Origin of the sequence: Kitasatospora nipponensis (assembly GCF_039528135.1) — a bacterium.
GTDB classification, from domain to species: domain Bacteria; phylum Actinomycetota; class Actinomycetes; order Streptomycetales; family Streptomycetaceae; genus Kitasatospora; species Kitasatospora nipponensis.
Window position 1 is genome coordinate 1 of record NZ_BAAALF010000145.1, and the last position, 21,063, is coordinate 21,063.

At 70.3% G+C, this 21,063-nt stretch carries 16 protein-coding genes and 2 pseudogenes; 9 read left to right on the top strand and 9 right to left on the bottom strand.

Annotated features, from left to right (window positions below; all coding sequences use genetic code 11):
* Positions 1-241: 241 nt before the first annotated feature.
* The gene (locus tag ABD323_RS29700) at positions 242-973 is read right to left on the bottom strand and encodes a class I SAM-dependent methyltransferase (RefSeq protein ID WP_344445097.1); all 732 of its coding nucleotides are present in this window, start codon (positions 971-973) and stop codon (positions 242-244) included.
* Positions 974-997: 24 nt separating this feature from the next.
* A complete protein-coding gene (locus ABD323_RS29705) occupies positions 998-3,196 on the bottom strand; it encodes an MMPL family transporter (protein ID WP_344445098.1) in 2,199 nt (732 codons plus the stop codon).
* 177 nt (positions 3,197-3,373) lie between these two features.
* Between ABD323_RS29705 and ABD323_RS29710 the strand changes: the two genes are divergently transcribed.
* The 5 genes from ABD323_RS29710 to ABD323_RS29730 all read left to right on the top strand — a co-directional run bounded on the left by ABD323_RS29710 (position 3,374) and on the right by ABD323_RS29730 (position 7,840).
* Positions 3,374-4,564 (top strand): sensor histidine kinase, encoded by a 1,191-nt coding sequence (locus tag ABD323_RS29710; protein WP_344445099.1) that lies wholly within the window; start codon positions 3,374-3,376, stop codon positions 4,562-4,564.
* Entirely contained in the window at positions 4,561-5,280 is a 720-nt protein-coding gene (locus tag ABD323_RS29715; RefSeq protein WP_344445100.1) for a response regulator, read from the top strand. The genes ABD323_RS29710 and ABD323_RS29715 overlap by 4 nt, the downstream gene beginning before the upstream one ends.
* Before the next feature lie 144 nt (positions 5,281-5,424).
* On the top strand, positions 5,425-5,961 hold the full coding sequence (locus ABD323_RS29720; protein WP_344445101.1) for a hypothetical protein: 537 nt from the start codon (positions 5,425-5,427) through the stop codon (positions 5,959-5,961).
* A gap of 4 nt (positions 5,962-5,965) precedes the next feature.
* Positions 5,966-6,988 (top strand): COG1361 family protein, encoded by a 1,023-nt coding sequence (locus ABD323_RS29725; protein WP_344445102.1) that lies wholly within the window; start codon positions 5,966-5,968, stop codon positions 6,986-6,988.
* 195 nt (positions 6,989-7,183) lie between these two features.
* Positions 7,184-7,840, top strand: a complete 657-nt coding sequence (locus ABD323_RS29730; RefSeq protein WP_344445103.1) for a hypothetical protein — start codon at positions 7,184-7,186, stop codon at positions 7,838-7,840.
* A gap of 107 nt (positions 7,841-7,947) precedes the next feature.
* Here ABD323_RS29730 and ABD323_RS29735 read toward each other — a convergent pair.
* Positions 7,948-8,415, bottom strand: a pseudogene (locus ABD323_RS29735) (uracil-DNA glycosylase); the annotation flags it as partial.
* Positions 8,416-8,864: 449 nt separating this feature from the next.
* Between ABD323_RS29735 and ABD323_RS29740 the strand changes: the two are divergent.
* Positions 8,865-9,017 (top strand): annotated as a pseudogene (locus ABD323_RS29740) (IS5 family transposase); the annotation flags it as partial.
* Between the two features lie 55 nt (positions 9,018-9,072).
* On the opposite strand, the gene ABD323_RS29745 reads toward ABD323_RS29740, so the two are convergent.
* The 5 genes from ABD323_RS29745 to ABD323_RS29765 form a co-directional block, all read right to left on the bottom strand.
* Complete coding sequence (locus tag ABD323_RS29745; RefSeq protein WP_344445104.1) at positions 9,073-10,005, bottom strand: hypothetical protein; 933 nt, start codon at positions 10,003-10,005, stop codon at positions 9,073-9,075.
* A gap of 7 nt (positions 10,006-10,012) precedes the next feature.
* Positions 10,013-10,408: a hypothetical protein gene (locus ABD323_RS29750; protein WP_344445105.1), complete on the bottom strand. Its 396-nt coding sequence runs from the start codon at positions 10,406-10,408 to the stop codon at positions 10,013-10,015.
* Between the two features lie 3 nt (positions 10,409-10,411).
* Entirely contained in the window at positions 10,412-13,510 is a 3,099-nt protein-coding gene (locus ABD323_RS29755; protein WP_344445106.1) for a CHAT domain-containing protein, read from the bottom strand.
* Positions 13,511-14,546: 1,036 nt separating this feature from the next.
* Positions 14,547-15,224, bottom strand: a complete 678-nt coding sequence (locus ABD323_RS29760; RefSeq protein ID WP_344445107.1) for a uracil-DNA glycosylase — start codon at positions 15,222-15,224, stop codon at positions 14,547-14,549.
* Positions 15,225-15,304: 80 nt separating this feature from the next.
* On the bottom strand, positions 15,305-16,396 hold the full coding sequence (locus ABD323_RS29765; protein WP_344445111.1) for an amidohydrolase family protein: 1,092 nt from the start codon (positions 16,394-16,396) through the stop codon (positions 15,305-15,307).
* A gap of 147 nt (positions 16,397-16,543) precedes the next feature.
* Between ABD323_RS29765 and ABD323_RS29770 the strand changes: the two genes are divergently transcribed.
* Together ABD323_RS29770 and tmpA are read left to right on the top strand one after the other, a co-directional pair.
* A complete protein-coding gene (locus tag ABD323_RS29770; protein WP_344445108.1) occupies positions 16,544-17,365 on the top strand; it encodes a TIGR03619 family F420-dependent LLM class oxidoreductase in 822 nt (273 codons plus the stop codon).
* Positions 17,366-17,554: 189 nt separating this feature from the next.
* Positions 17,555-19,213: a 2-trimethylaminoethylphosphonate dioxygenase gene (gene tmpA, locus ABD323_RS29775; protein ID WP_344445109.1), complete on the top strand. Its 1,659-nt coding sequence runs from the start codon at positions 17,555-17,557 to the stop codon at positions 19,211-19,213.
* 21 nt (positions 19,214-19,234) lie between these two features.
* Here tmpA and ABD323_RS29780 read toward each other — a convergent pair whose 3' ends face one another.
* Positions 19,235-20,020 (bottom strand): GntR family transcriptional regulator, encoded by a 786-nt coding sequence (locus tag ABD323_RS29780; protein WP_425556204.1) that lies wholly within the window; start codon positions 20,018-20,020, stop codon positions 19,235-19,237.
* A gap of 349 nt (positions 20,021-20,369) precedes the next feature.
* Between ABD323_RS29780 and ABD323_RS29785 the strand changes: the two genes are divergently transcribed.
* Positions 20,370-21,063, top strand: a 694-nt coding sequence (locus ABD323_RS29785) for an ABC transporter substrate-binding protein (protein WP_344445110.1), incomplete at its 3' end; no start/stop codon positions are given.

Sequence of the window (21,063 nt, forward strand, 5' to 3'; positions counted from 1 at the left end):
CGCCAGCAGCCGCTTCGAAGCCGGCATCAAAGCAGCCCAACGCGGCTGGCTCTGAGGCGGATCGACGGTCGGCGGATCCGGCCGCCGGTGGCTGCCCCGACCCCGCCCGGCGGGGAGAGCGGGCAGGACCCTGCTCCTGATCTGAACCGGGGCGCGCCGTCGCCACCGCCGCCGGATCCGCAGGACACCGACCGGCCGCTCGCGCCCCCGGGCACCCTACGGCAGTCGCCGCGCCGGCAGGTCAGCGTTCCTTGACGGCGTGCAGCAGCGTGACGCCGAGCCACGGGCCGCCGTACCAGTACCCCGGGCCGAGTGGGCGCAGTGTGCCCTGGTCGATGTGCTCGGCGTACTTCCTGGCCATGGGCCAGGGATCGGCGATGAGCAACTGCCCGCCCGGGCGAAGTACGCGCAGGGCCTCGTCGACCGCGCGGTAGCGCGCCCGGGGCGATGGGATGTTGTGGATCGCCATCGCGCTCGTCACCACGTCGAAGGAGCCGTCGGGGAAGGGCAGGGCGGTCATGTCGGCCGTGCGTACCTCCACCCGGTCGGCGACCCCGGCCGCGGCGGCGTTGGCGAGCGTGACGTCGGGACTGTTGCCGCTCTGGTCCCTGGTCCACAGGTCCGCGCCGACGGCGCGTCCCGTCGGCAGCCGTCGGGCCGCCGCGATCAGCACCGCGCCGCGGCCGCAGCCCAGGTCCAGCAGCTGCTCGTTGCCTTGCAGGCCGACGCGATCCAGCTCTCGTTCCCAGATGCGCAGCTTGCCGCGCAGCGTGGTGTGCAGGTACACGGCGGCGTTGGCCAGCAGTACCACCCCGGCGGCCGCCACCGCGAGGCCGCAGAGCCGTCGCCGGGCGGCCAGGCAGCATGCCACGCCGGCGGCGCCGAGCACCGCCGGAAAGGCCGGGGCGTCAACGCCGTACCTCGGCGACCACGGAACTGCCGACAGAGGGGGTTCGTTCGGGACCTTGGACATGAGCTACTCCTTCGGTGAATCGGGCTACACGGCGGCGGGCTCGGGCGCGCGGGCGGACTGCTCCCGCGCGGGCGGCTCGATGGTCAGGTGCGGCAGGCGGCGGTCCAGCGAGCGGGGAAGCCACCAGTTGGCCCGGCCGCACAGGTACATCACGGCCGGTACGAGCACCGTCCGCAGGATGAAGGCGTCCAGTGCCACGGCGGCGGCCAACCCGACCCCGAACTCGGCGATGGAGCGCTGGCCCATGAACACGAACGCGGTGAACACGGCCATCATGATCACGGCCGCGGCGGTGATCACCCGCGCGGTGTCGGTCACGCCGGCGAGCACCGACCGGGTGTTGTCACGGGTGCGCGACCATTCCTCGGCCATCCTGCTGACCAGGAACACCTGGTAGTCCATCGACAGACCGAACAGGACCGCCAGCACCAGCTCGGGCAGGTAGCCCTCGATGGGGCTGGGCGCGCCGAGGCCCAGTGCCCTGGTTCCCCAGCCCCACTGGAAGAACGCGGTGAGGACGCCGAACGAGGCCGCCGCCGCCAGCAGGTTGAGCACCGCCGTGATCGCGGGGATGAGCAGGCTGCGGAAGGCGAGTACGAGCAGCAGGAAGCCGAGACCCACGACGGTGACGAGCAGCCAGGGCAGCTTGTCGCTCGTCGTCGCGGCGAGGTCGTCGAACGTGGCCGTCAGGCCGCCCACGTGGACCTGCAGCGTGGTGCCGTTCGTGTAGTGCGGCACGACCGTGGTGCGCAGCCGGTCGATCAGGGCGGAGGTGGCCGGGGCCTGCGGCGCCGTGGTGGGGAAGACCTGGGTCACCTCGATCGCCGGCCCGGTACCCGAGTCGGTTCGCGCGGGTGCGGTCTGCACGGCAGCCACCCCGGGCACCGCGCCGAGTGCCTGGTCGAGCTGGTCGAGCGCGGCGCGGTCGGCCAGCGACTGCGTCCGGGCGACCAGGAGCAGCGGGCCGTTGAAGCCCGGCCCGAACCCCTTGGCGAGCATGTCGTAGGACTTGTACGTGTGGGTTGAGGTGGGGTCGTTGGACGCGTCGGCAAAGCCGAGCCGCAGGTGCAGCACGGGAGCGGAGAGCACGACCATGACCGCGAGCCCCAGGGAGACGAACACGGCGGCGAACCGCGGCACGGTGCGCGACCAGCGCGCCCACAGGCCGTTGCCGTACTCCGCCCGGCCCGGCTCGCCGGCCCGAAGCCGGCGGCGCTGCTTGCGGCTCAGCACGCGCGAACCGAACACCCCGAACAGCGCGGGCAGCAGCGTGAGGGCCGCGACCACGGTGCACACCACGGTGAGAGCCGCCGGGACGGCCAGCCCGTCGATGAACCGCACGTTGATGACGAGCAGGCCGAGCAGGGCGATGCACACCGTGCCGCCGGCGAACAGGACCGCGCGTCCGGAGGTGTTGAGCGCCTGCACGGTGGACTGCTCCGGTTCCAGCCCGGTCTGCAGGCCGCGGCGGTGCCTGGTCACGATGAACAGGGAGTAGTCGACGCCGACGCCGAGCCCGATCAGCGCGCCGAGGATCGGCGCGATGCCGTTCACGGACATCAGGTGGCTGAGCGGGGCCATGAGCAGCATGCCGCCGGCCACCCCGGCCACCGCGGTCACGATCGGCAGTGCCGTCGCGAGCAGCGATCCGAACGCGATGAACAGGATGACGGCGGCCGCGACGATGCCGATCAGCGACGCGTTCGACGCCGGCGTCTGCTCGGCGCTCGAGATCGCCTTGCCTCCGAGCTCGACGGTGAGGCCCGGCTCGCGGGCGGCCGTCGCCGTGGTGATCACCCGGTCGATGTGGGCACGGTCCAGGTCGTCCGCCGCCTTGGTGAAGTTCACCGTGGCGAAAGCGGTGCGCCCGTCCGAGCTCACCTGGACCTGGCCACCCGGCGTGTAGGGGCCGGCGACCGAGGCCACCTCGGGCAGGTGCGACACCTGTGTGAGCATCGCCTGCATCCGCTGCTCGACGGCCGGATCGGTGGCGCTGCCGTGGCTCACCTGCCAGACGATCTGATCGCTGTCGCCGGCCTGGGCCGGCGCCGACCGCAGCAGCAGTGCCTGGGCGCTCCCCGATCCGGTTCCCGGAAGGGCGAGCGAGTTGTCGTACGTCGTCCTCACCACCTGCGACATCACCGTCAGACCGATGAGCAGGCATATCCAGGCGCTGATGACGACGAAGCGGTGCTGGTAGCACCAGCGTGCGAGACCCGACATGATCCTCCGTTCCCGTGGTTCGGCTCTCATCGTCCGGCCCGCGAACCGACGGGTCGTCAGCCCGCCGCAGCGGTTGCCCTGATCGCGACCGCGCCATCCGTCGTGGTTCTCGGCTCCACCTACTGCGCCCGCAGTAGTTCGGTTGCCCGCGTCGGTGGCAGTGCCTACAGTCCAGCTATGTGGGGGAACGCCTGGAACAGGCTGATGGGCCGTCAGGAGTTACTGCTTCTTTCGGCGGTCACGCCGGTGGTGCTGTTCGCGGTGGTGACGATCCCCACCGACATCCGGCATGCGCTGAGCTCCCACCGGCCACTGATCTGGCTGGTGTCCGCCGTGGTCTACGCGGCCCTGGTGGCGCGTGGACGCTTCCCGCTGGGCACCGTGGCGGTCGCCGTCATCGGGTCCGTGGTGCTCATGGCCGACGGGACGGCCTACCCACCGACCTTGCCGGCGGTCTTCTACGTGCTGTACTCGGTCGCGCTGGGTGCCGGCCCGGGCCGGACACTCGCGGTCGGCGTCACCGTCAAGGCGACGCTGCTCTGCACCTCACTCATCACCCATCCCGGCATCACCGGCTTCGTCATCCTGCTGTGGGCGGCCCTGGCGGTGACCAGCGGCAGCGCGTCCCAGAGCCACCGCGGCCACGTCGCCGAGGCCGAGAAGCGCGCGAGGCACGCCGAACAGTCCAGGGAGGAGGAGGCGAACCGCCGGGTCACGGAGGAACGGCTGCGCATCGCACGGGAGTTGCACGACGCCGTCGGGCACCATGTCGCCCTGATCAGCGTGCAGGCCGGCGCGCTGGCCTGCACGCTCGACGACGAGGACCTCAGTCAGGCCAGGGAGTCGCTCGCCCACATCCAACGGGCAAGCGGGGAAGCCCTCGAGGAGCTGCGCCTGACCGTCGGACTGCTGCGCGAGCCCGGTGCGGCCGAGCCGACCGAGCCGGTGCCCGGCCTTGACCAGCTCGAAGAGCTGATCCGCTCGTTCGCCGACGTGGGTCTGCGGGTCACTCGGGAGGTGATCGGCCAGGTCAGGCCTGCGCCCGAGGCGGTGGAGTCGACCGCCTACCGGGTCATCCAGGAGTCGCTGACCAACACCCGCAAGCACGCCGGCTGCGGCACCGCCGTGGTGCGGCTCACGTACGCGCCCGGGGCACTGGGCCTGGCGGTCGAGGATGACGGAGCACCGGTCGCTCGGAGCGGCCGGCCTACGCCCGCAGACCCCGCGCCGGGAGGGCACGGCATCGTGGGCATGCGAGAGCGGGTGGCCGCCCTGGGCGGAGTGCTGTCAGCAGGCCCGCGACCCGGGGGAGGCTACCGCGTCCTTGCCGAGCTTCCGCTGCGAGCGGCCCGGATCGAGGGCTCATGACCGGGACCGCATCCTCCTCGCCGGGATCCGGCACCTCAGAGCCGACCCGCGTGGTCCTCGCCGACGACCAGGAACTCGTCCGCGCGGGCCTGCGGCTCATGATCGACCGCGCGCCGCTGCTGACGGTGGTGGGCGAGGCGGCCACCGGCCACGACGCCGTCCGGATCGCCCGCGAGGCACGCGCCGACGTCGTCCTGATGGACATTCGGATGCCGGGCCTCGACGGGCTGGCCGCGACCCGGCGGATCGCCGCCGACGACAGCCTCGCCGGAGTGCGCGTGCTGATCCTGACGACCTTCGAGGTCGACGACTACGTCTTCGAGGCGCTGCGGTCGGGTGCCAGCGGGTTCCTCGGCAAGGGGGCGCGCCCGGACGTCCTGATCGACGCGATCCGCACGGTCGCCCGCGGCGACGCGCTGCTTTCGCCGTCCGCCACCCGGGGCCTGATCGCGAGGTTCCTCAGGTCGCACGACAGCGAGCCGGCCTGCCCGTCACCGCTGCTCGCTCCGCTCACCGACCGCGAGCGCGAAGTGACCGCCCTGGTTGCCGACGGGATGTCGAACGCGGAGATCGCCCGCCAGCTCACGCTCAGCCCGCTCACCGTCAAGACGCACGTCAACCACGCCATGACCAAACTCGGCGCACGCGACCGCGCGCAACTCGTCGTGCTCGCCTACCGAACGGGCCTGGCCCGCCCGCCACGTCCTCGGCCGTGAGCCGGCCGGCCGCCGCTCCGGCTGAAATGTGGCCATTCGTGTGGCGGAACGCGGCGCGCGGCGGCTTGTGCGAACAGGCCGCGCCCGATTGTCTGAGTCGCGTCAACCAACACGTCCGCCGTCAGCCAGGATGTCCGCTGGCGGGTGGCTACCCCGGGAGTTGTCGTGCGTACACGAAGCCTAACTGTCGCGGCTGCGGCCGCCGCTCTCGCCCTGGTCCAGCCGTGCCTCGCCGTCGCGGCGGCCGACCCCAGCACCACGGTCACGTTCACCGTCACGTCCGGCGCGTTGTCGCTGTCGGTGCCGGCCAGCGCCAACCTCGGCTCGGGAGCGCCGGGCACCGCGATCAGCGCACCGATCGGTCCCGTGACCGTCACCGACGACCGCGCCCTCCTCTCGGCCTCGTGGACGGTGACCGCGGCGGAGACGGACTTCGCGAACGGTGCGTCGACGATTCCCGCCACCAAAGCCACCTACTCGACCGGGACGGTGACGACGACCGGCACCATCACCATCACCACCACAGCCGTGACACTGAGCAACGCCGCGCAGGCGGTGGTCACCGGGAGCGCCGGCGTCGGAGACAACACCGCCTCCTGGGATCCGACGGTCGCCGTCAACGTGCCCGTCGGCGCCATCGGCGGAACCTACACCGGAACGCTGACCCAATCCGTTGCCTGACGGAATGAAGGGTGCGCGCCGGTACTGGGCCCTCCTGCTGATGCTGGTCCTCGTACAGGCCGCCGGGGTGAACCCGGCGGCGGGGCACGGAGCGCCCTCCCTCCAGGACCCGGCCGCGGGCAGGGCCATCAGCATCAAGCTGCTCGACGCCCCGGAGAACCGCCGCGCCGATCCCAGGGCGCATGCCTACATCGTCGACCACCTCGCACCCGGCTCGACCATCGAGCGGCGGGTGGAGATCACCAACAGGTCGTCCACACCGATGCGCGTCAACGTCTACGCCGCGGCGGCCACCATCGCGAAGGGCGAGTTCACCTTCGGACCGCAGCGCACCCCCAACGAGCTGACCGGCTGGACGTCATTCGACACGGCGGACCTCGAGCTGGCGGCCTCCGAAACGGCGCGGGTGCGCACCACGATCCGGGTTCCCGGGGACGCCGCCGCCGGGGAGCGATACGGCGTCATCTGGGCGCAGACGAGCGCCCCCACCGACAGCTCGCACAATCTGACGATGCTGGGTCGGGTGGGCGTCCGCATGTACCTCGACGTCGGCCCCGGTGGTGAGCCGCCCTCGGACTTCACGATCGAGCAGCTCCGTCCGGGCCGAGCCCCGGACGGGCAGGGCGAGGTTCGCGCCCGGATCCACAACACGGGGGGTCGCGCCCTGGACATCAGCGGGGCGCTCTCCCTCGCCGACGGGCCGGGCGGACAGCACGCCGGACCGTTCTCGGCCGCCAAGACGGGCACCACGCTGGCTCCCGGCGACTTCGCGGAGGCCGTCGTCCCGCTGGACGCACCACTGCCGAACGGCCCGTGGACCGCGGAGCTCACGCTCAGAAGTGGCTTGGTCGAGCACACCACCCGCGCCACCATCACCTTCCCGACGGCTCCCGGTGGCGTCGGAGCGGCCGCCGTGTTGGCCGCCCAGCAAGGGCACGTGTCCACCCCCGCGGTCGCCGGGCTCTCGGCCCTCGCCGTCACCGCTCTGTGCCTTCTTCTCTCCAGGGCGCTCCGGCGCCGCCGATGACCACTGCGACCGAACCCCGCCCCCGCGGGCGAGGATCGCACCGAAACGCAAAGCAATGTTCATGTCACGATGAGTACCTACGGCCTGTCATCGACGGCTGGAAGCGGAGATGTCGGTGTTCGAACACGGGAGAGGGCGGGACGGAGCCAGCCGCGGCACGGGAGGTACGGGGGCCCGTTCCGATCGTGGCCGAGGGTGCGGACCCGCAGGACGAGGGCGGTCTCACTGGCCAGGCCGGCCGTCCTGGCGATCGTCCTGACCACAGCCTGGACCGCCACGATTCAGCCCACCTACGTCGCCCAGGTCGACGACAAGGCGGTGCCGGTGATCGATGCCTCCACCATCAGCCTCACCAAACCCAGCGGCACTGCCAGCACCAGCAGTACCGGCAGCACCAGCCTCGCGTTTACGGTCATCCCCGTCAGCCTGACCATCGCCAAGAGTCACACGGGCACCTTCACCGCGGGCGAGGACGGCGTCTACACCATCACTGCGGGCAACCTCACCACGGCCAGCCCGACCAACGGCACCACGGTCACCGTCCACGACGCCCTCCCCGCAGGTCTTCGCGCGGACAGGATCAGCGGCGGGGGATGGCACTGCGTTCTGGCCACCCTCACCTGTACGCGCAGCGACATCCTGCCCGCCGGGCACAGCTACCCGCCCGTCACCCTGAAGGTCGAGATCTCCTGCGACACCCGTGCACGGGTCACCAACACCGCTACCGTCACCGGAGGCGGTGACACCACCACCCACACGGCCGTCGACACCGCCACGATCAAGCACGACGACCACGACGGGCACGACGACCACGACGGGCATCATGGCCACTGCGATCGCCACGAGCACTGACAACACTCAGCCCAGGTGGACGTAGCGGGAGGTGGTGAGGCCCTCCGTCTCTGCAGCGGACCTCCACGGCCCCGGCACCGGCACCGAGAGCGGATGTCATCGTGTCGCTACGGCAGTCGCCAGTCCACCGGCTGGGCTCCCTGCTTGACGAGCAGCTCGTTGGCGCGGCTGAAGGGGCGGGAGCCGAAGAAGCCGCGGTCGGCGGACATCGGGCTGGGATGCGCCGACTCGATCGCCGGCAGGGGGCCGAGCAGCGGGCGCAGGTTGCGGGCGTCGCGGCCCCAGAGGATCGACACCAGCGGGGTGCCGCGGGCCACCAGGGCGCGGATCGCCTGCTCGGTGACCTCCTCCCAACCCTTGCCGCGGTGGGCGGCGGGCTTGCCGGGCGCCGTGGTCAGCGCACGGTTGAGCAGCAGCACGCCCTGCCGGGTCCACGGCGTCAGGTCGCCGTTGCCGGGCGGCGGGAAGCCGAGGTCCTGGCCGTACTCGCGGTAGATGTTGACCAGGCTGCCGGGGATCGGACGGACCTGCGGGGCCACCGAGAAGCTCAGGCCCACCGCGTGCCCGGGTGTCGGATCCGATAACCGCGCCTGACCTCGCGGGTCCTACGCGCCTCTCCTCTCAACCCGAGCAGGGCCGACAGATTCTGGACGGGGCCGACTTGCTTGCTGACGTGCCCCAATGCTCTTCGAGACGGCGTGGACCTCGCTCATGAATGTGCTCAGTCGTCAGGCGCCCCTGCCGTACCGCTCGATGCCCATCCTGCGGCTTGACGTCTATAGGAGCATCCACCGAACACATGCGCTCACGCCCAGAGCACACCCCGCAGCGCGAGATCGCCCTGCAGGCGGGAGCCGAAGAACCTGCGGGCCATCGACATCGGGCTCGGGTGCGCCGACTCGATTGCGGGCCCCGATATAGCGTCAGATCGCGTCAACGGTTCGTCCAATGGCGACATGCGCCTGCGCACTCGCAAGTTGAGGCGTGGGTCGTCGGGGCGGCGGTCCGGGAGGTTGCCGCGGGGCGGACAATGAGCCGGCTCATGAACCACCGCCGCCTGGTCCGCGGCGACGAGGCCCTCCCAGCCGGCCCCGAAGCCGTGATCCACGTCGCGATGATCAACCTCATGCCCCGCCGACTCACCGGCGAATCCACCCCCACCTGGCACGGAACCTGACTCTCAAGACCAGGGATGAAACGCCCAGCGAGGGAAAGTGAAGCCATACGCGCCGTCAGGGACGCGGAGTGAAAAGCGGACTTGTTTGAAGCGAGCCGGCAGCCAGGTAGGCGGTGAGGCGCCAACCGCTAGCCCTTTCCAGCTTCGGGTTCTCCGGCAGAGGCCACCGCAGCGCGGCGTACAGAAGCGGCCGATGTACGTGATAAGTAGCGATGATCATGGATCCGTACTCATAGGCTGCGGGGATGACGCGGAGGTAGTAAGTGGCCGTGCACACGACGATCCCGAGAGGCAGCGACCACCAGGCGAGAAACGTCCATACGATGGTGGCCAAGCCAACGATCCACACTTGAACTGCGAGGTTCAATGATGCTCGGGCGCGGATGACTTCCTGGCGCGTCTCGTCGGGTATCACCAGCCACAGCGCTGGCCAAGTGGTCACGGCGTTCAACCCGTAGCGGTCATCCGGCCTGCACTCCGCTGCGCTAATAACGTTCCCGACCCGGGTAGGCATGCGCCTTTGCGGCACCGTCGGCACCCGCAGCAGAGCCGCAGTCAGGTGCTCCGAACGGATTACATCGCTCGGACTGGGCACAGGGTTGCCCAGCAACTGCCGCAGCTCAGACTTGTCCTTGTCGGCCCGCAGACTGAGGCGTTGTGCAAGCCGCCTGCGCACCGCAGCAAGTGGTCCAGGCCAGTAGCCTTCAAGAAGGACGAGTACCGGGGTAGCCAGTTGCTCCAGCAGGAGCCCAGACAGGGCGACTACAAGGAGAAGGCCAATCACCAGCCCTCCTTGCACGGCTACGGGAAGGTGCTGAAACCCATCCCCCCAGCGGCGGGTCGCAGCCCCAAGGCCTTCCTGACGGATGTATGGCAATCCCATGGCGAATGCGCCAACCACCCAGAAGAGCAGGACTGGCGAGAACAGAGCAGCCAGCCCGCGCTCGCCCAGCTTCCCGCCCATGCTCTTCCAGAAGTCAGTCAGCATCGCGAACTCACTCCCCTGCGTGGCGGAAGACGAGCCCGATGCCGTCCTCGGGACAGAACGTCGGCGGGGGGACCGGGTCCGCAATGTCGAATACTGGCCAGGCATACCCGCAGGATCGACACAGGTATCGGTCGTAGTGGAGAGGCGCAGGTGCTCCTGGCAGGTTGGTGAACCCTCCAAGTTCAGGGTCGAGGAGAGTCTCTGGCAGGAGCTGGCCCAGTAGTTGCCGTGAGGAGGGGTCGGCTGCCATCGCCTGGTAGAGGGCATCCATCGCACGGTCTCGTTCAGCGCCGGGAGCGGCCGCCTCGGCCCTCACAATCAGGTCCTGCAGTTCGGCTCTCGATTCACCGCCAGTCGTTCTGCGGACAGCAGCGAGGAACTCCGCGTTGTCGTTTGTCGTCACTGGTCACACTCCTGTGTAGGTCCAAGCCGCCCACTCTATGGGTGACTCGAAGCCGTTGACCCGGGTAAGCAAGCGAAGCCATATCTGCCGAGCGACATCGGGCTGAAGGCAAGAGCTCCCTTCCGTGGGATGGAAGTAGCGGAGGAGGTCGGGCTTGTGCGTGTCACGCAGCCAAAGCTGGGCTGCACGCAGCGCAGCGGGCCCATTGCGGGTTGTGGTCCACTCTCGGTAGAAGCGGATCATGATGATGGTGGTGGCCAGCTCGCGCACCGGCCACTGGGCTGCCAGTACGCCCGCCGCACCTAGCTGAAGGAAGGCCGAGGGCAGGCTCACGACTTCGTCCGGGAGCACTTCTCCGGCAACTTGCGTCTCGCAGGCGGCCAGAGCGACCAGGTGAACTCTTCGGTCAGATGCAGCACCGAGCAGTTCACGCACCGTCAGTGGTTGCTCATCGCTGAGGACCAGGTGGCTGTCAAGCGGGCGATCCGGGTACGAGATCCCATGGCAGTTGAAGTGCACGTTGGAGTGACCCAGCGCGCTGAGGACAGCCGCCCGTGTCGCCTTCCCTCCCGACAGTGTGGTGACGTCGCCGAACTGCTGTGCCACCGCTGCCGCCTGGGCATCGGCCAACGGCAGCGACGCCAGCTCGCGTGTACTGGGAGTGCTGACCATCAGCAGGCCCCCCCTACCCGTGGAGTCCACGGTGCGGCGCCCGCGGACGGCTGAGCGGGCGTTGGGCGTGTGAGTGAGCGCGGCGCTGTCGAGGAAGTACCGGCGTCCGGTGGTGGTGCGCTCGTCCTCCGTCCAAGCGGCGTGTATCGGAAGCAGCCCGAGGATCCCAGTTGGAATCACCCGCAACGTGACGTCCGCAAGGGCTGGCGCCAGGTTGGCAAACGTCGCAGACGCGGATCCATGGCCGGGTGGAGCTAGATGCTCAAAACCTGCTGCTGTTGATGCAGCAAGTGGCTCGAGAATGGTTCGACCCAGCCAACGGCCAACGCTGTCGAGGCTTCCCTGCCACAGTCCAGACTGGGTATGCCGCAGCGGCTGAGCCTGGCGGATCAAGTCCACTTGTCGTCGCACCGATTCCTCGGTCAGCCCAGGGAGGTCGACCGAGTAGGCACGGTCGCGCCAGGAGTCATCGCGAGGGCTGGCTGGCACGACCAAGGCAACACCGCCCCGCTGGGCGATTGCCAGATAGATGAGGGTGGCGTCGCGAGAATCGGCGATATCGGCGGCATCGGAGGGTAGGAGGAATTGCTCCCATCCCGGCACCCTGCGGATCTGAGCGGTGACCCTGTCGAGTTCTGCTCTCGAGGCTCGCAGTTGGCTGCCGTCCGTGCTTGCTGCGGGCTGTTCTTCGTAGCTGTTGGCAATGCGGGCCAGCTCGCCCGCCAGGAGCTGGAACCGTGTGGCCAGATCTTTGTGGCGGCCCTCTCGCAGTCGGGACAGGTCGGCCCCGGCGCGGTCCATTGCCTCCGTGAGCAGGAGCGCCCGGAGGCCGTCGAGCGCTAGCACTGCTCCTGGAACGTCTCCGGCTCTGGCCAGCGCGACCGCAGTCCTGCCGGGAAGAGACCGGGCCCGGATCAGCCATGACTCCTTATCCTGACGCAGAACCTGCGCCGAGAAGAGTTGGCGGACAGCTTGTGCTGCGGCCCGGTAGGCCGAGGCAGCCTCATTCCATTCGTCACGTTCCTCGGCCCAGGAAGCCCAGGCCAACGCGCCCCCCAGGACGGTACTCGGTTCTGTATCCATGCCCGTGGCACAGAGTTGCTCGTACGCCTGCCGCCCGATCGCCACATCTTCTTCGCTTAACGAGTGTTGCCAGCGAAGTTGCTTGATCTGTCCCAACGCGGCGAGCCCGTATAGGAGCCTTGGTGAACCCGCGTCAGCGCGCTCGAGACTGCGCTCCCTGAGTTGCTCCGCAGCCGTTAGGTCGGCGGGATTCCTTCGGTGTCGGTAGAGGACGAGATACGCGTGGCTGAGATTGGCTTCAAAGGAATCTCTTCGCGGCGAGTCTTCGGGTAGTTGGGCAACCATCTCGGCAACCGAGTCGATCGAGGCGGCCAAGCTGTCCATGCCTTCGCCGGTCTGCTCGGCCAGCTTTGCCAGCGTGCCGATGAAATTGCATTGGTAGCCAACGGCTGATGCACTAGCAAGAGGGGTGAGCGCCACAGCCTGGGCGGCTGACAAGGCCGACTCGCGAGCGAATTCTGGCGAATTGCTATGCAGCGCTCTCCTGTTGAGGGAACTCGAGAGGTTAGTCAGACAAAGCGGCAGGCCATGCCAACCTGCGGGCGCGGACGCCGCTTTCCGTAGAACACCGATCGAATCATCAAGAAAGCTCAACACCCCGGACCGCTCGTACTGGTGTCGCAGTAGTGATCCCAGGTTCGACTGGAATCCCCATGCATCCATGAAGTCGACTGGCGCTGTGGCAATGGCTTCGTAGGTAAGTTTGATGCTCTCCGCAAGGTCGTCAGCATCGCCAGATCGGTCGTAGCGGTCATGAAGGATAACCGACAGGTTGTTCACAATTTGGCATTTGAAGCCTGGGTCGGAGTTGCCGATATCCACGGCACGGCGGCAAACGCGGACCGTCTCGTCCATGTCAGCGGGGTTGCCGAGACGCAGAGCGACCAGGCGCAGTGCAACGCCGAGATTGCTGAGCCGGACGGACAGCGTGTCGGGGTCGTTGGCATCAGTCAGCGCGACGGCCTCGCGGTTCAGGTCGACGATCCGGTCGATGTCCGCCGGATCGTCACGGCACTGGATGGCGGTGGCCAGGTTGTTCAGCATGGCACCTAGCTGCGAAGTGCCGGGCGGAGCGAGGGAAAGGGTCATCTCCCAACTCTGGATGGCCGATTCGAGGTCGGCGCGATCTGAGCGTGAGTAATAGCGACGCATGAGTGCCATTGCGTGCCGCTCCAGCACCTGAACTCGTTGGGCCGGCGAGCCAGCCGGGAAGAGATCATGGTCCAACAGCATGGCGAGGAGCTCGATCGCGTGGTCGAGTACAGCAGGGTCGCGGGTTTCCTCGAATCCCTGAAGGCTGGCTTGCGCCTGTAACCCGTAGTACCAGAACCAGAAATCGGCGTCCACGTGCCCCACCCCCTGCGCGTCAGCCTGCCCGATGGCAAGTCTGGCACCTCTGTTCTGCGGATGTCGACAGCTTCGCATGTGCGAACCCATCGGTTTCACACGTGCGGGGCGTAAGTGTCTGTCCATGAACTGATCATTTCGAGCAGGGGTGCAAGTTGCAGGGTCATTTCAAAGTCGTGCTGAGCACGTGAGTGCGCAGGTCATGGCGATGGAGAGGTCCGGGCCTGGTCCGTCACGAATGCAACGTCGTATGCGGCCATCGGCCAGTGGGCTGGGAACGCTCCGCAACACACCCTGGCCTGCCTAGAGGCTCGGGTTGTTACGTAGCGCAATAAGTGTGCGCATCCCACCGAGCGCCGCCACGATCCGGCGGGGTGTCGGCCTGCTCTGCCCAGGCGGCTTGGCCGATCTGATCGGCACAAGGCCGCCCAGGGCTCCCACGCCGGCACTTCGCCCGCCGCCCACCTGCTGGCCGCGATGACCCATGCCTGGACTTCCCCCACCCCGTCCAGGTGTCGTGCGCATCCTGCGGCACCGCACCGACCTGACGACGGGCAGGGTCAGCCGCCAGACCGTCTACGCAATCACTGACCTGACCTCCCAACAGGCATCACCCCAACAGCTTGGCCAACTCACCCGCGCGCCGTGGATCGCCGAAAACCAGCTGCACTTCGTCCGTGACACCACCTTCGCAGCACCGAAGGCCCACAGGTCCTCGCCTGGCTGCTCACGCCGAGCGGAGCGGAGGGCCGAGACGAGAGAACCGGGCGAGACGGCTGAAAAGACGACGCCCATCTGAAAGCCTGCCCCGCACGCAGCCGTTTCGCTGACACGATGGGCCTTCGCAATGTCGGCGATGGGGAAGGTCCTGTCGACGGGGAGCCAGAACCGTCCGGCTTCGATGCAAGGCACCCCATGCGCCAGCGTCGCCGCCGAGATCATCAACGGTCGTGATGCGTGGCGGCGCCTTGTACCGTCTGATGACGTTCTGTCTGATCGAGGCCACGAGTCCTGGAGTGCGCCCGGATCTCAGGCGTTACGGCAGTCGCCAGTCCACCGGCTGGGCTCCCTGCTTGACCAGCAGCTCGTTGGCGCGGCTGAAGGGGCGGGAGCCGAAGAAGCCGCGGTCGGCGGACATCGGGCTGGGATGCGCCGACTCGATCGCCGGCAGGGGGCCGAGCAGCGGGCGCAGGTTGCGGGCGTCGCGGCCCCAGAGGATCGACACCAGCGGGGTGCCGCGGGCCACCAGGGCGCGGATCGCCTGCTCGGTGACCTCCTCCCAACCCTTGCCGCGGTGGGCGGCGGGCTTGCCGGGCGCCGTGGTCAGCGCACGGTTGAGCAGCAGCACGCCCTGCCGGGTCCACGGCGTCAGGTCGCCGTTGCCGGGCGGCGGGAAGCCGAGGTCCTGGCCGTACTCGCGGTAGATGTTGATCAGGCTGCCGGGGATCGGACGGACCTGCGGGGCGACCGAGAAGCTCAGGCCCACCGCGTGCCCGGGTGTCGGGTACGGGTCCTGACCCACGATCAGCACCCGCACGTCGGCGAACGGCTGCTGGAAGGCGCGCAGGACGTCCGGTCCGGCCGGCAGGTAGGTGCGGCCGGCGGCCAGTTCGCCGCGGAGGAACTCCCCCATCGCGGCGACCCGCCCGGCCACCGGCTCCAGGGCGGTGGCCCAGCCGGGTTCGACGATCTCGTGCAGAGGACGCGGTGCCATGCACTCACCCTATCGGCCCAGTTGCCGTCCCCGGGACGGCCGGCCGGGTCAGGCGGCCGGCCCCGCGATCGGGCGGCCGGTCAGGCGATCGGGCGGCCGCGCAGCACGACCAGCCGCGGGTCTGCCAGCACCCGGACGTCGGCGCGCGGGTCCTCGGCGTAGACCACCAGGTCGGCCGGCGCACCCTCACTGAGGCCCTCGCGGCCGAGCCAGGCGCGCGCTCCCCAGCTGGCCGCCGAGAGCGCCTCGGCGGGTGAGAGGCCGGCCTTGACCAGCTCGGCGACCTCGGCCGCGACCAGGCCGTGCGCCAGCGAGCCGCCGGCGTCCGTCCCCACGTAGATCGGCACGCCCGCGTCGTGCGCGGCGCCCACGGTGTCGTAGCGGCGCTCGTGCAGCCGGCGCATGTGCGCGGACCAGGCCGGGAACTTCTCCTGGCCGCCGTCGGCCAGCGCCGGGAAGGTGGCGATGTTGACCAGCGTCGGCACGATGGCCACCGCCCGCTCGGCGAAGAGCGGGATCAACTCCTCGGTCAGCCCGGTGGCGTGCTCGACGCAGTCGATGCCGGCGGCCAGCAGGTCGGGCAGCGACTCGGCGGCGAAGCAGTGCGCGGTGACCCGGGCGCCCTCGGCGTGCGCCGCCGCGATCGACTCGCGCAGCGCGTCGGCGGGCCAGCAGGCGGCCAGGTCGCCGCGCTCGCGGTCGATCCAGTCGCCGACCAGCTTGACCCAGCCGTCGCCGCGCCGAGCCTCCTGGACCACGTAGGCGGCCAGGTCGCCGGGCTCGATCTCGTGCGCGTAGTTGCGGATGTAGCGCCGGGTGCGGGCGATGTGCCGCCCGGCCCGGATGATCCGCGGCAGGTCCTCGCGCGCGTCGATCCAGCGGGTGTCGGCGGCCGAGCCGGCGTCGCGGATCAGCAGGGTGCCGGCGTCGCGGTCGGTCAGGGCCTGCTTCTCACTGGTCGCCTCGTCCACCGCGCCGTGCGCGTCGAGGCCGACGTGGCAGTGCGCGTCGACCAGGCCGGGCATCGCCCAGCCGGTGACGGTCCGCACGTCACGGGCCACGGTCGGCCGCTGGTAGCTCACCCGGCCGTCCACCACCCAGAGTTCGTCGCGGACCTCGTCGGGCCCGACCAGCACCCGGCCCGTGATGTGCAGCACCGCACCGTCGGTCATGTCCGCGCCCTCAGTCATGTCCGCACTCTACGACGCCGGGCTGCGACGACCCGCGGACGGGCGCCGATCCGGCGGACCGTCAGATTCGTGTGACAGGATTCGACAGACAGGTTGACTCTCCATGACAACGTCCGAAAGAGGTCCGCCATGCGCCTGCACGTCGTGCTGCCCAACGAGTCCCCCGACACCGGTCCGGCCCACCTCACCGCGCTGGCCCGGGCGGCCGAGCGGCTCGGCTACGGCGGACTCTGGCTCGGCGACCACCTGTTGCCGCCCACCGCGGAACTCGGCGTGGTCCACGAGCCGCTGGTCACCCTCGCCCACCTGGCCGCCGTCACCTCCCGGATCCGGCTGGGCACCTCGGTCCTGCTGCTGACCCTGCGCAATCCGTTCGCGGTGGCCAAGCAGGCCGCCACCCTCGACCGGCTCTCGGCCGGACGCTTCACCCTGGGCGTGGGACTGGGCTGGGAGCAGCAGGAGTTCGCCGCGGTGGGCGCCGACTTCGCCGACCGGGCCGGGCGCACCGACGAGGCGCTGCGGCTGCTGCGCCACCTGTTCACGCAGGGCTCGGGACCCTTCGAGGGCGAGCGGTTCGGCTTCACGACCGGCACCTTCGCGCCCCGGCCGGGCCCGGGCCTGAAGATCATGGTGGGCGGCACCTCGCCGGCCGCGCTGCGCCGGGCGGCCCGCTCGGCGGACGTCTGGCAGAGCCCGCAGATCGAGCCGCAGCGGTTCGCCGCGCTGGCCGGCGCGCTGCGCGAGCAGGCGGCGGGGCGGCCCGTCGAGACCGGCGCGCGCGGCAGTTGGGAGGACTCCCGGGTCCCGGTGGCGCGGGTGGTCGCCGAGCTGCGGGCCTGGGAGGCGGCCGGAGCCGGGCACCTGGCGCTCTGGTTCGGCGCCCGGGACGGCTTCGAGGAGCGGATGACGGCGCTGGCCGACGCCGCCGACCCCGGCTGGCTGACCGACTAGGGTCGGCCCGACGGATCCGACGGGCCCCGGGCCGGACCCACAACCCCCTCCCGTGGCCTGCTGTTCGCGCGCTCGCCACCTGCCGGCCGCACCCCGCTCACCGCTCTTCGACAGGGTCCTCTCAAGGCAAGTTGGCTATACAACTTCGCGCCGCCAGCGACCCAGCGACCACCTCCCGAAGGGCCCGCCGTGCCTGTCCCGACCTCGTCCACCGCCCAAGCCCCGCTGCCCGCCTTCTGGCTGCGCGACAACTGCCCCTGCGAGCAGTGCCGCGACCCGCGCAACGGCCAGAAGCTCTTCCAGATCACCGACCTGCCCGAGGACCTCGCCCTGGCCGCGAGCACCGAGCAGGACGGGCACCTGGAGGTGCTCTGGTCGGACGGCCACCGCTCGCGCTACCCGCTGGCCTGGCTGAGCGCCGGGCACCGGGGCGACGCCCGCACCGAGCAGGACAAGCGGCACTGGCAGGGGGCCGACTTCGCCGCCGGGATCCCCGAGGCCCGCTGGGCCGACTACCTGGCCGACCCCGCCGAGCGGGCCGCCGTGCTGCGCGCCGTGCAGCGCCTGGGCTTCGCGGTGCTGCGCGAGGTGCCCGCGGTGGAGCGCCAGGTGCTCGCGGTGGCGGGCACCTTCGGCTACGTCCGGGAGACCAACTACGGCGAGCTGTTCGACGTCCGGGTCGAGCCCGACCCCAACAACCTCGCCTTCACCAGCGTGGCGATCGCCCCGCACACCGACAACCCCTACCGCGACCCGGTGCCCACCCTGCAGTTGCTGCACTGCCTGGAGAACGCGGCGGTCGGCGGCGACTCCGGCCTGGTGGACGGGTTCCGGGCGGCCGAGCTGCTGCGCTCCGAGGCGCCGGGCGACTTCGCCGTGCTGACCCGCACCCTGGTCCCGTTCGTCTTCCGCGACCGGGTCACCGAGCTGCGGGCCGACCGGCCGCTGATCGAGACCGACCCGCTGGGCCGGATCCGCGAGGTGCGCTTCAACAACCGTTCGATCGGCACCCTGCGGCTGCCCGCCGCCGAGCTGGAGGCCTTCTACGCCGCCTACCGCCGCTTCGCCGCGATCACCCTGCGCCCCGAGCTGCAGCTGGAGTTCCGGCTCGACCGCGGCGACTGCCTGATCTTCGACAACGTCCGGCTGCTGCACGCCCGCACCGCCTTCGAGCAGGACGGCAGCCGCCACCTCCAGGGCTGCTACGCCGACCTGGACTCACTCGCCTCCACGCTCGCCGTCCTGGACCGGCAGAACGCGGTGCTGGACGGCCTCCAGGAGCTCTTCGAGGGCGCGGGCGCCGAGGAGTACCTGGGCGAGGCGGTCACCCAGGCCGGCCACATGCTGCAGGCCGCGGTGCTCGCCCAGCGGTCCGGCGCGCCGGACCACCTGGTGGCCGCCGCGCTGCTGCACGACGTCGGCCACTTCTTCGACGCCGACAGCCACCGGGCCGTCACCGGCAAGGAGTTGATGGCCGGCCACGACAACCGGCACAGCCACACCGGCGCCGACTGGCTGGCCCGCTGGTTCGGCCCGCAGGTGACCGAGCCGGTCCGCCTGCACGTGGCCGCCAAGCGCTACCTGTGCGCGGTCGAGCCCCAGTACCGGGCCGGCCTGTCGGCGGCCTCCGAGTTCACCCTGGGGGTGCAGGGCGGTCCGATGACGCCCGCGCAGGCGGCCGAGTTCGCGGCGCTGCCGGGCGCCGAGGACGCGGTGGCGGTGCGGCGCTGGGACGACCGGGCCAAGGAGACCGACGCCGCCACCCCGCCCTTCGAGCACTTCCGCCCGCTGCTGGCCGCCCTGTTGGCGCCGCTGGCGGTGAACGGGCAGCCCGGCAAGGCGTCCTGACGAATCGTCAGTGGTTCGTCCTCAGTCACTCTCCCGCGCATGGCGGGAGAGCGCGGAGGTGGCCAGCGAGTTGTGCACGCTGAAGGCGACCGTGCCGGGCAGGTAGCGGTCCTGCGACCACTCCACCGGACGCCCGGTGGGGTCGGTCGTGCGGCGGCGCTCGCGCAGCAGCGGGGCGCCGCGCCGGCAGCCCAGCAGCTTGGCGTCCTCGGCGTTGGCGGCCACCACGTCGATGGTGTGGTCGGCGTCGGTGAACAGGATGCCGTGCTCGCGCAGCTGCTCGGTGTGGGAGACCACGTCGGGCGGCAACTGGGCCACCAGGATGCCGACATGGGGCGGGTAGACGGTGCGCTCGCACATCACGGGGGTGCCCGACAGGGTGCGCAGCCGCAGGGTCACGTAGACCTCGGAGCCGGGCGGCAGGCGCAGGTGCTCGCGCTCGGCGGCGTCGGCCGGGCGGCGCACCAGCGACTCCAGCCGGCCGCCGGGCTCCTCGCCCATCGAGCGGGCCCAGTGGGTGAAGCTGAGCAGTTCGGAGAAGCTCTGCACCCGGGCGTTGCCCAGCACCACGCGGCGGGTGCCGCGGCGCGAGGTGACCAGGCCGTCGGCGCGCAGCACGGCCAGCGCCTGGCGCACGGTGCCGCGCGAGACCCCGTAGCGCTCGGCCAGCGCGCCCTCGGCGGGCAGCCGGCCGGTCTCGCCGTACGCGCCGGTGGTGATCGCCTCCCGCAGGTCGGCGGCCACCCGGCGGTAGAGGGCCCCACCGGCGGCAGCACCCGCACCACCGGCGGCGCCCGGCGCGTCCACACCGCCCGCGGCGTCGGCAGCGGTCTCGTTCTCGGTCAAGGTGCGTTCCACCGGTCCCTCCCAAGTCGGTGTCCTGCGTGCGGTTCCGGCCGAGGACGCCTCGACCATATCGGCTTTGTCCCGACGGTTCGCGCACCACATGGACGGTTATCACCCAGCCCGCCACGACCGTTCCCACAGCCGACCCCTGTTCTGGGTCGCCCGTTCACCTTCTGGTCACCGAAGTCCGGCGTACTTACCCCCGTCGGACGAAGTTGGCTGACCAACTTGATCCCGATCCCCCCTCAAGACGCAGCCCCGCACCTGCCCGTGCGACCCTCTGCCGCACCTCGATCCTGGAGACTCTCCCGTGACCGTGCACCGTGCCCGTGCCGCCGCCTTCGCGGCCGTGCTGACCGCCGCCGCGCTCTCTCTCACCGCCTGCGGTTCCGCCGGCTCGTCCACCACCACCACCGCCGGCGGCAAGGACGCGAAGACCGCGGCCTCGGCCGCCGACCTCGGCGGGATGGACGCACTGGTCGCCGCCGCCAAGAAGGAGGGGAACCTGCACGTCATCACCCTCCCCCGCGACTGGGCCAACTACGGCACCCTGATGGACGGCTTCACCGCGAAGTACGGCATCAAGATCGAGGACGAGAACCCGGACGGCTCCAGCCAGGACGAGATCAACGCGATCACCTCCCGCAAGGACCAGGACCGCGCGCCCGACGTGGTCGACCTCGGCAGCGCCTTCGCGCTCAGCGCCGCCTCGCAGGGCCTGCTGGCCCCCTACAAGGTCGCCGACTTCGACAAGATCCCGGCCACCATGAAGGACGCGAACGGCAACGCGTACAACGACTACGGCGGCTACATGTCGATCGGTTGCGACGCCAAGAAGGTCAGCCCCTGCCCCAAGACCTTCGCCGACCTGCTGAACCCCGCCTACAAGGGCATGATCGCCCTCAACGGCAACCCGACCAAGGCCGGCGCGGCCTTCGGCGCCGTCTACGCGGCCTCGCTGGCCAACGGCGGCACGCTGGACAACATCCAGCCCGGCATCGACT

What these genes read in the sequence shown, in the direction of transcription:
- ABD323_RS29770 (WP_344445108.1), top strand. Translation starts at nt 16,544, where the DNA reads ATGCGCCTGCACGTCGTGCTGCCCAACGAGTCCCCCGACACCGGTCCG.
- ABD323_RS29745 (WP_344445104.1), bottom strand. Translation starts at nt 10,005, where the DNA reads ATGCTGACTGACTTCTGGAAGAGCATGGGCGGGAAGCTGGGCGAGCGC.
- ABD323_RS29765 (WP_344445111.1), bottom strand. Translation starts at nt 16,396, where the DNA reads ATGACCGACGGTGCGGTGCTGCACATCACGGGCCGGGTGCTGGTCGGG.
- ABD323_RS29710 (WP_344445099.1), top strand. Translation starts at nt 3,374, where the DNA reads ATGTGGGGGAACGCCTGGAACAGGCTGATGGGCCGTCAGGAGTTACTG.
- ABD323_RS29700 (WP_344445097.1), bottom strand. Translation starts at nt 973, where the DNA reads ATGTCCAAGGTCCCGAACGAACCCCCTCTGTCGGCAGTTCCGTGGTCG.
- ABD323_RS29705 (WP_344445098.1), bottom strand. Translation starts at nt 3,196, where the DNA reads ATGTCGGGTCTCGCACGCTGGTGCTACCAGCACCGCTTCGTCGTCATC.
- ABD323_RS29715 (WP_344445100.1), top strand. Translation starts at nt 4,561, where the DNA reads ATGACCGGGACCGCATCCTCCTCGCCGGGATCCGGCACCTCAGAGCCG.
- ABD323_RS29725 (WP_344445102.1), top strand. Translation starts at nt 5,966, where the DNA reads ATGAAGGGTGCGCGCCGGTACTGGGCCCTCCTGCTGATGCTGGTCCTC.
- ABD323_RS29760 (WP_344445107.1), bottom strand. Translation starts at nt 15,224, where the DNA reads ATGGCACCGCGTCCTCTGCACGAGATCGTCGAACCCGGCTGGGCCACC.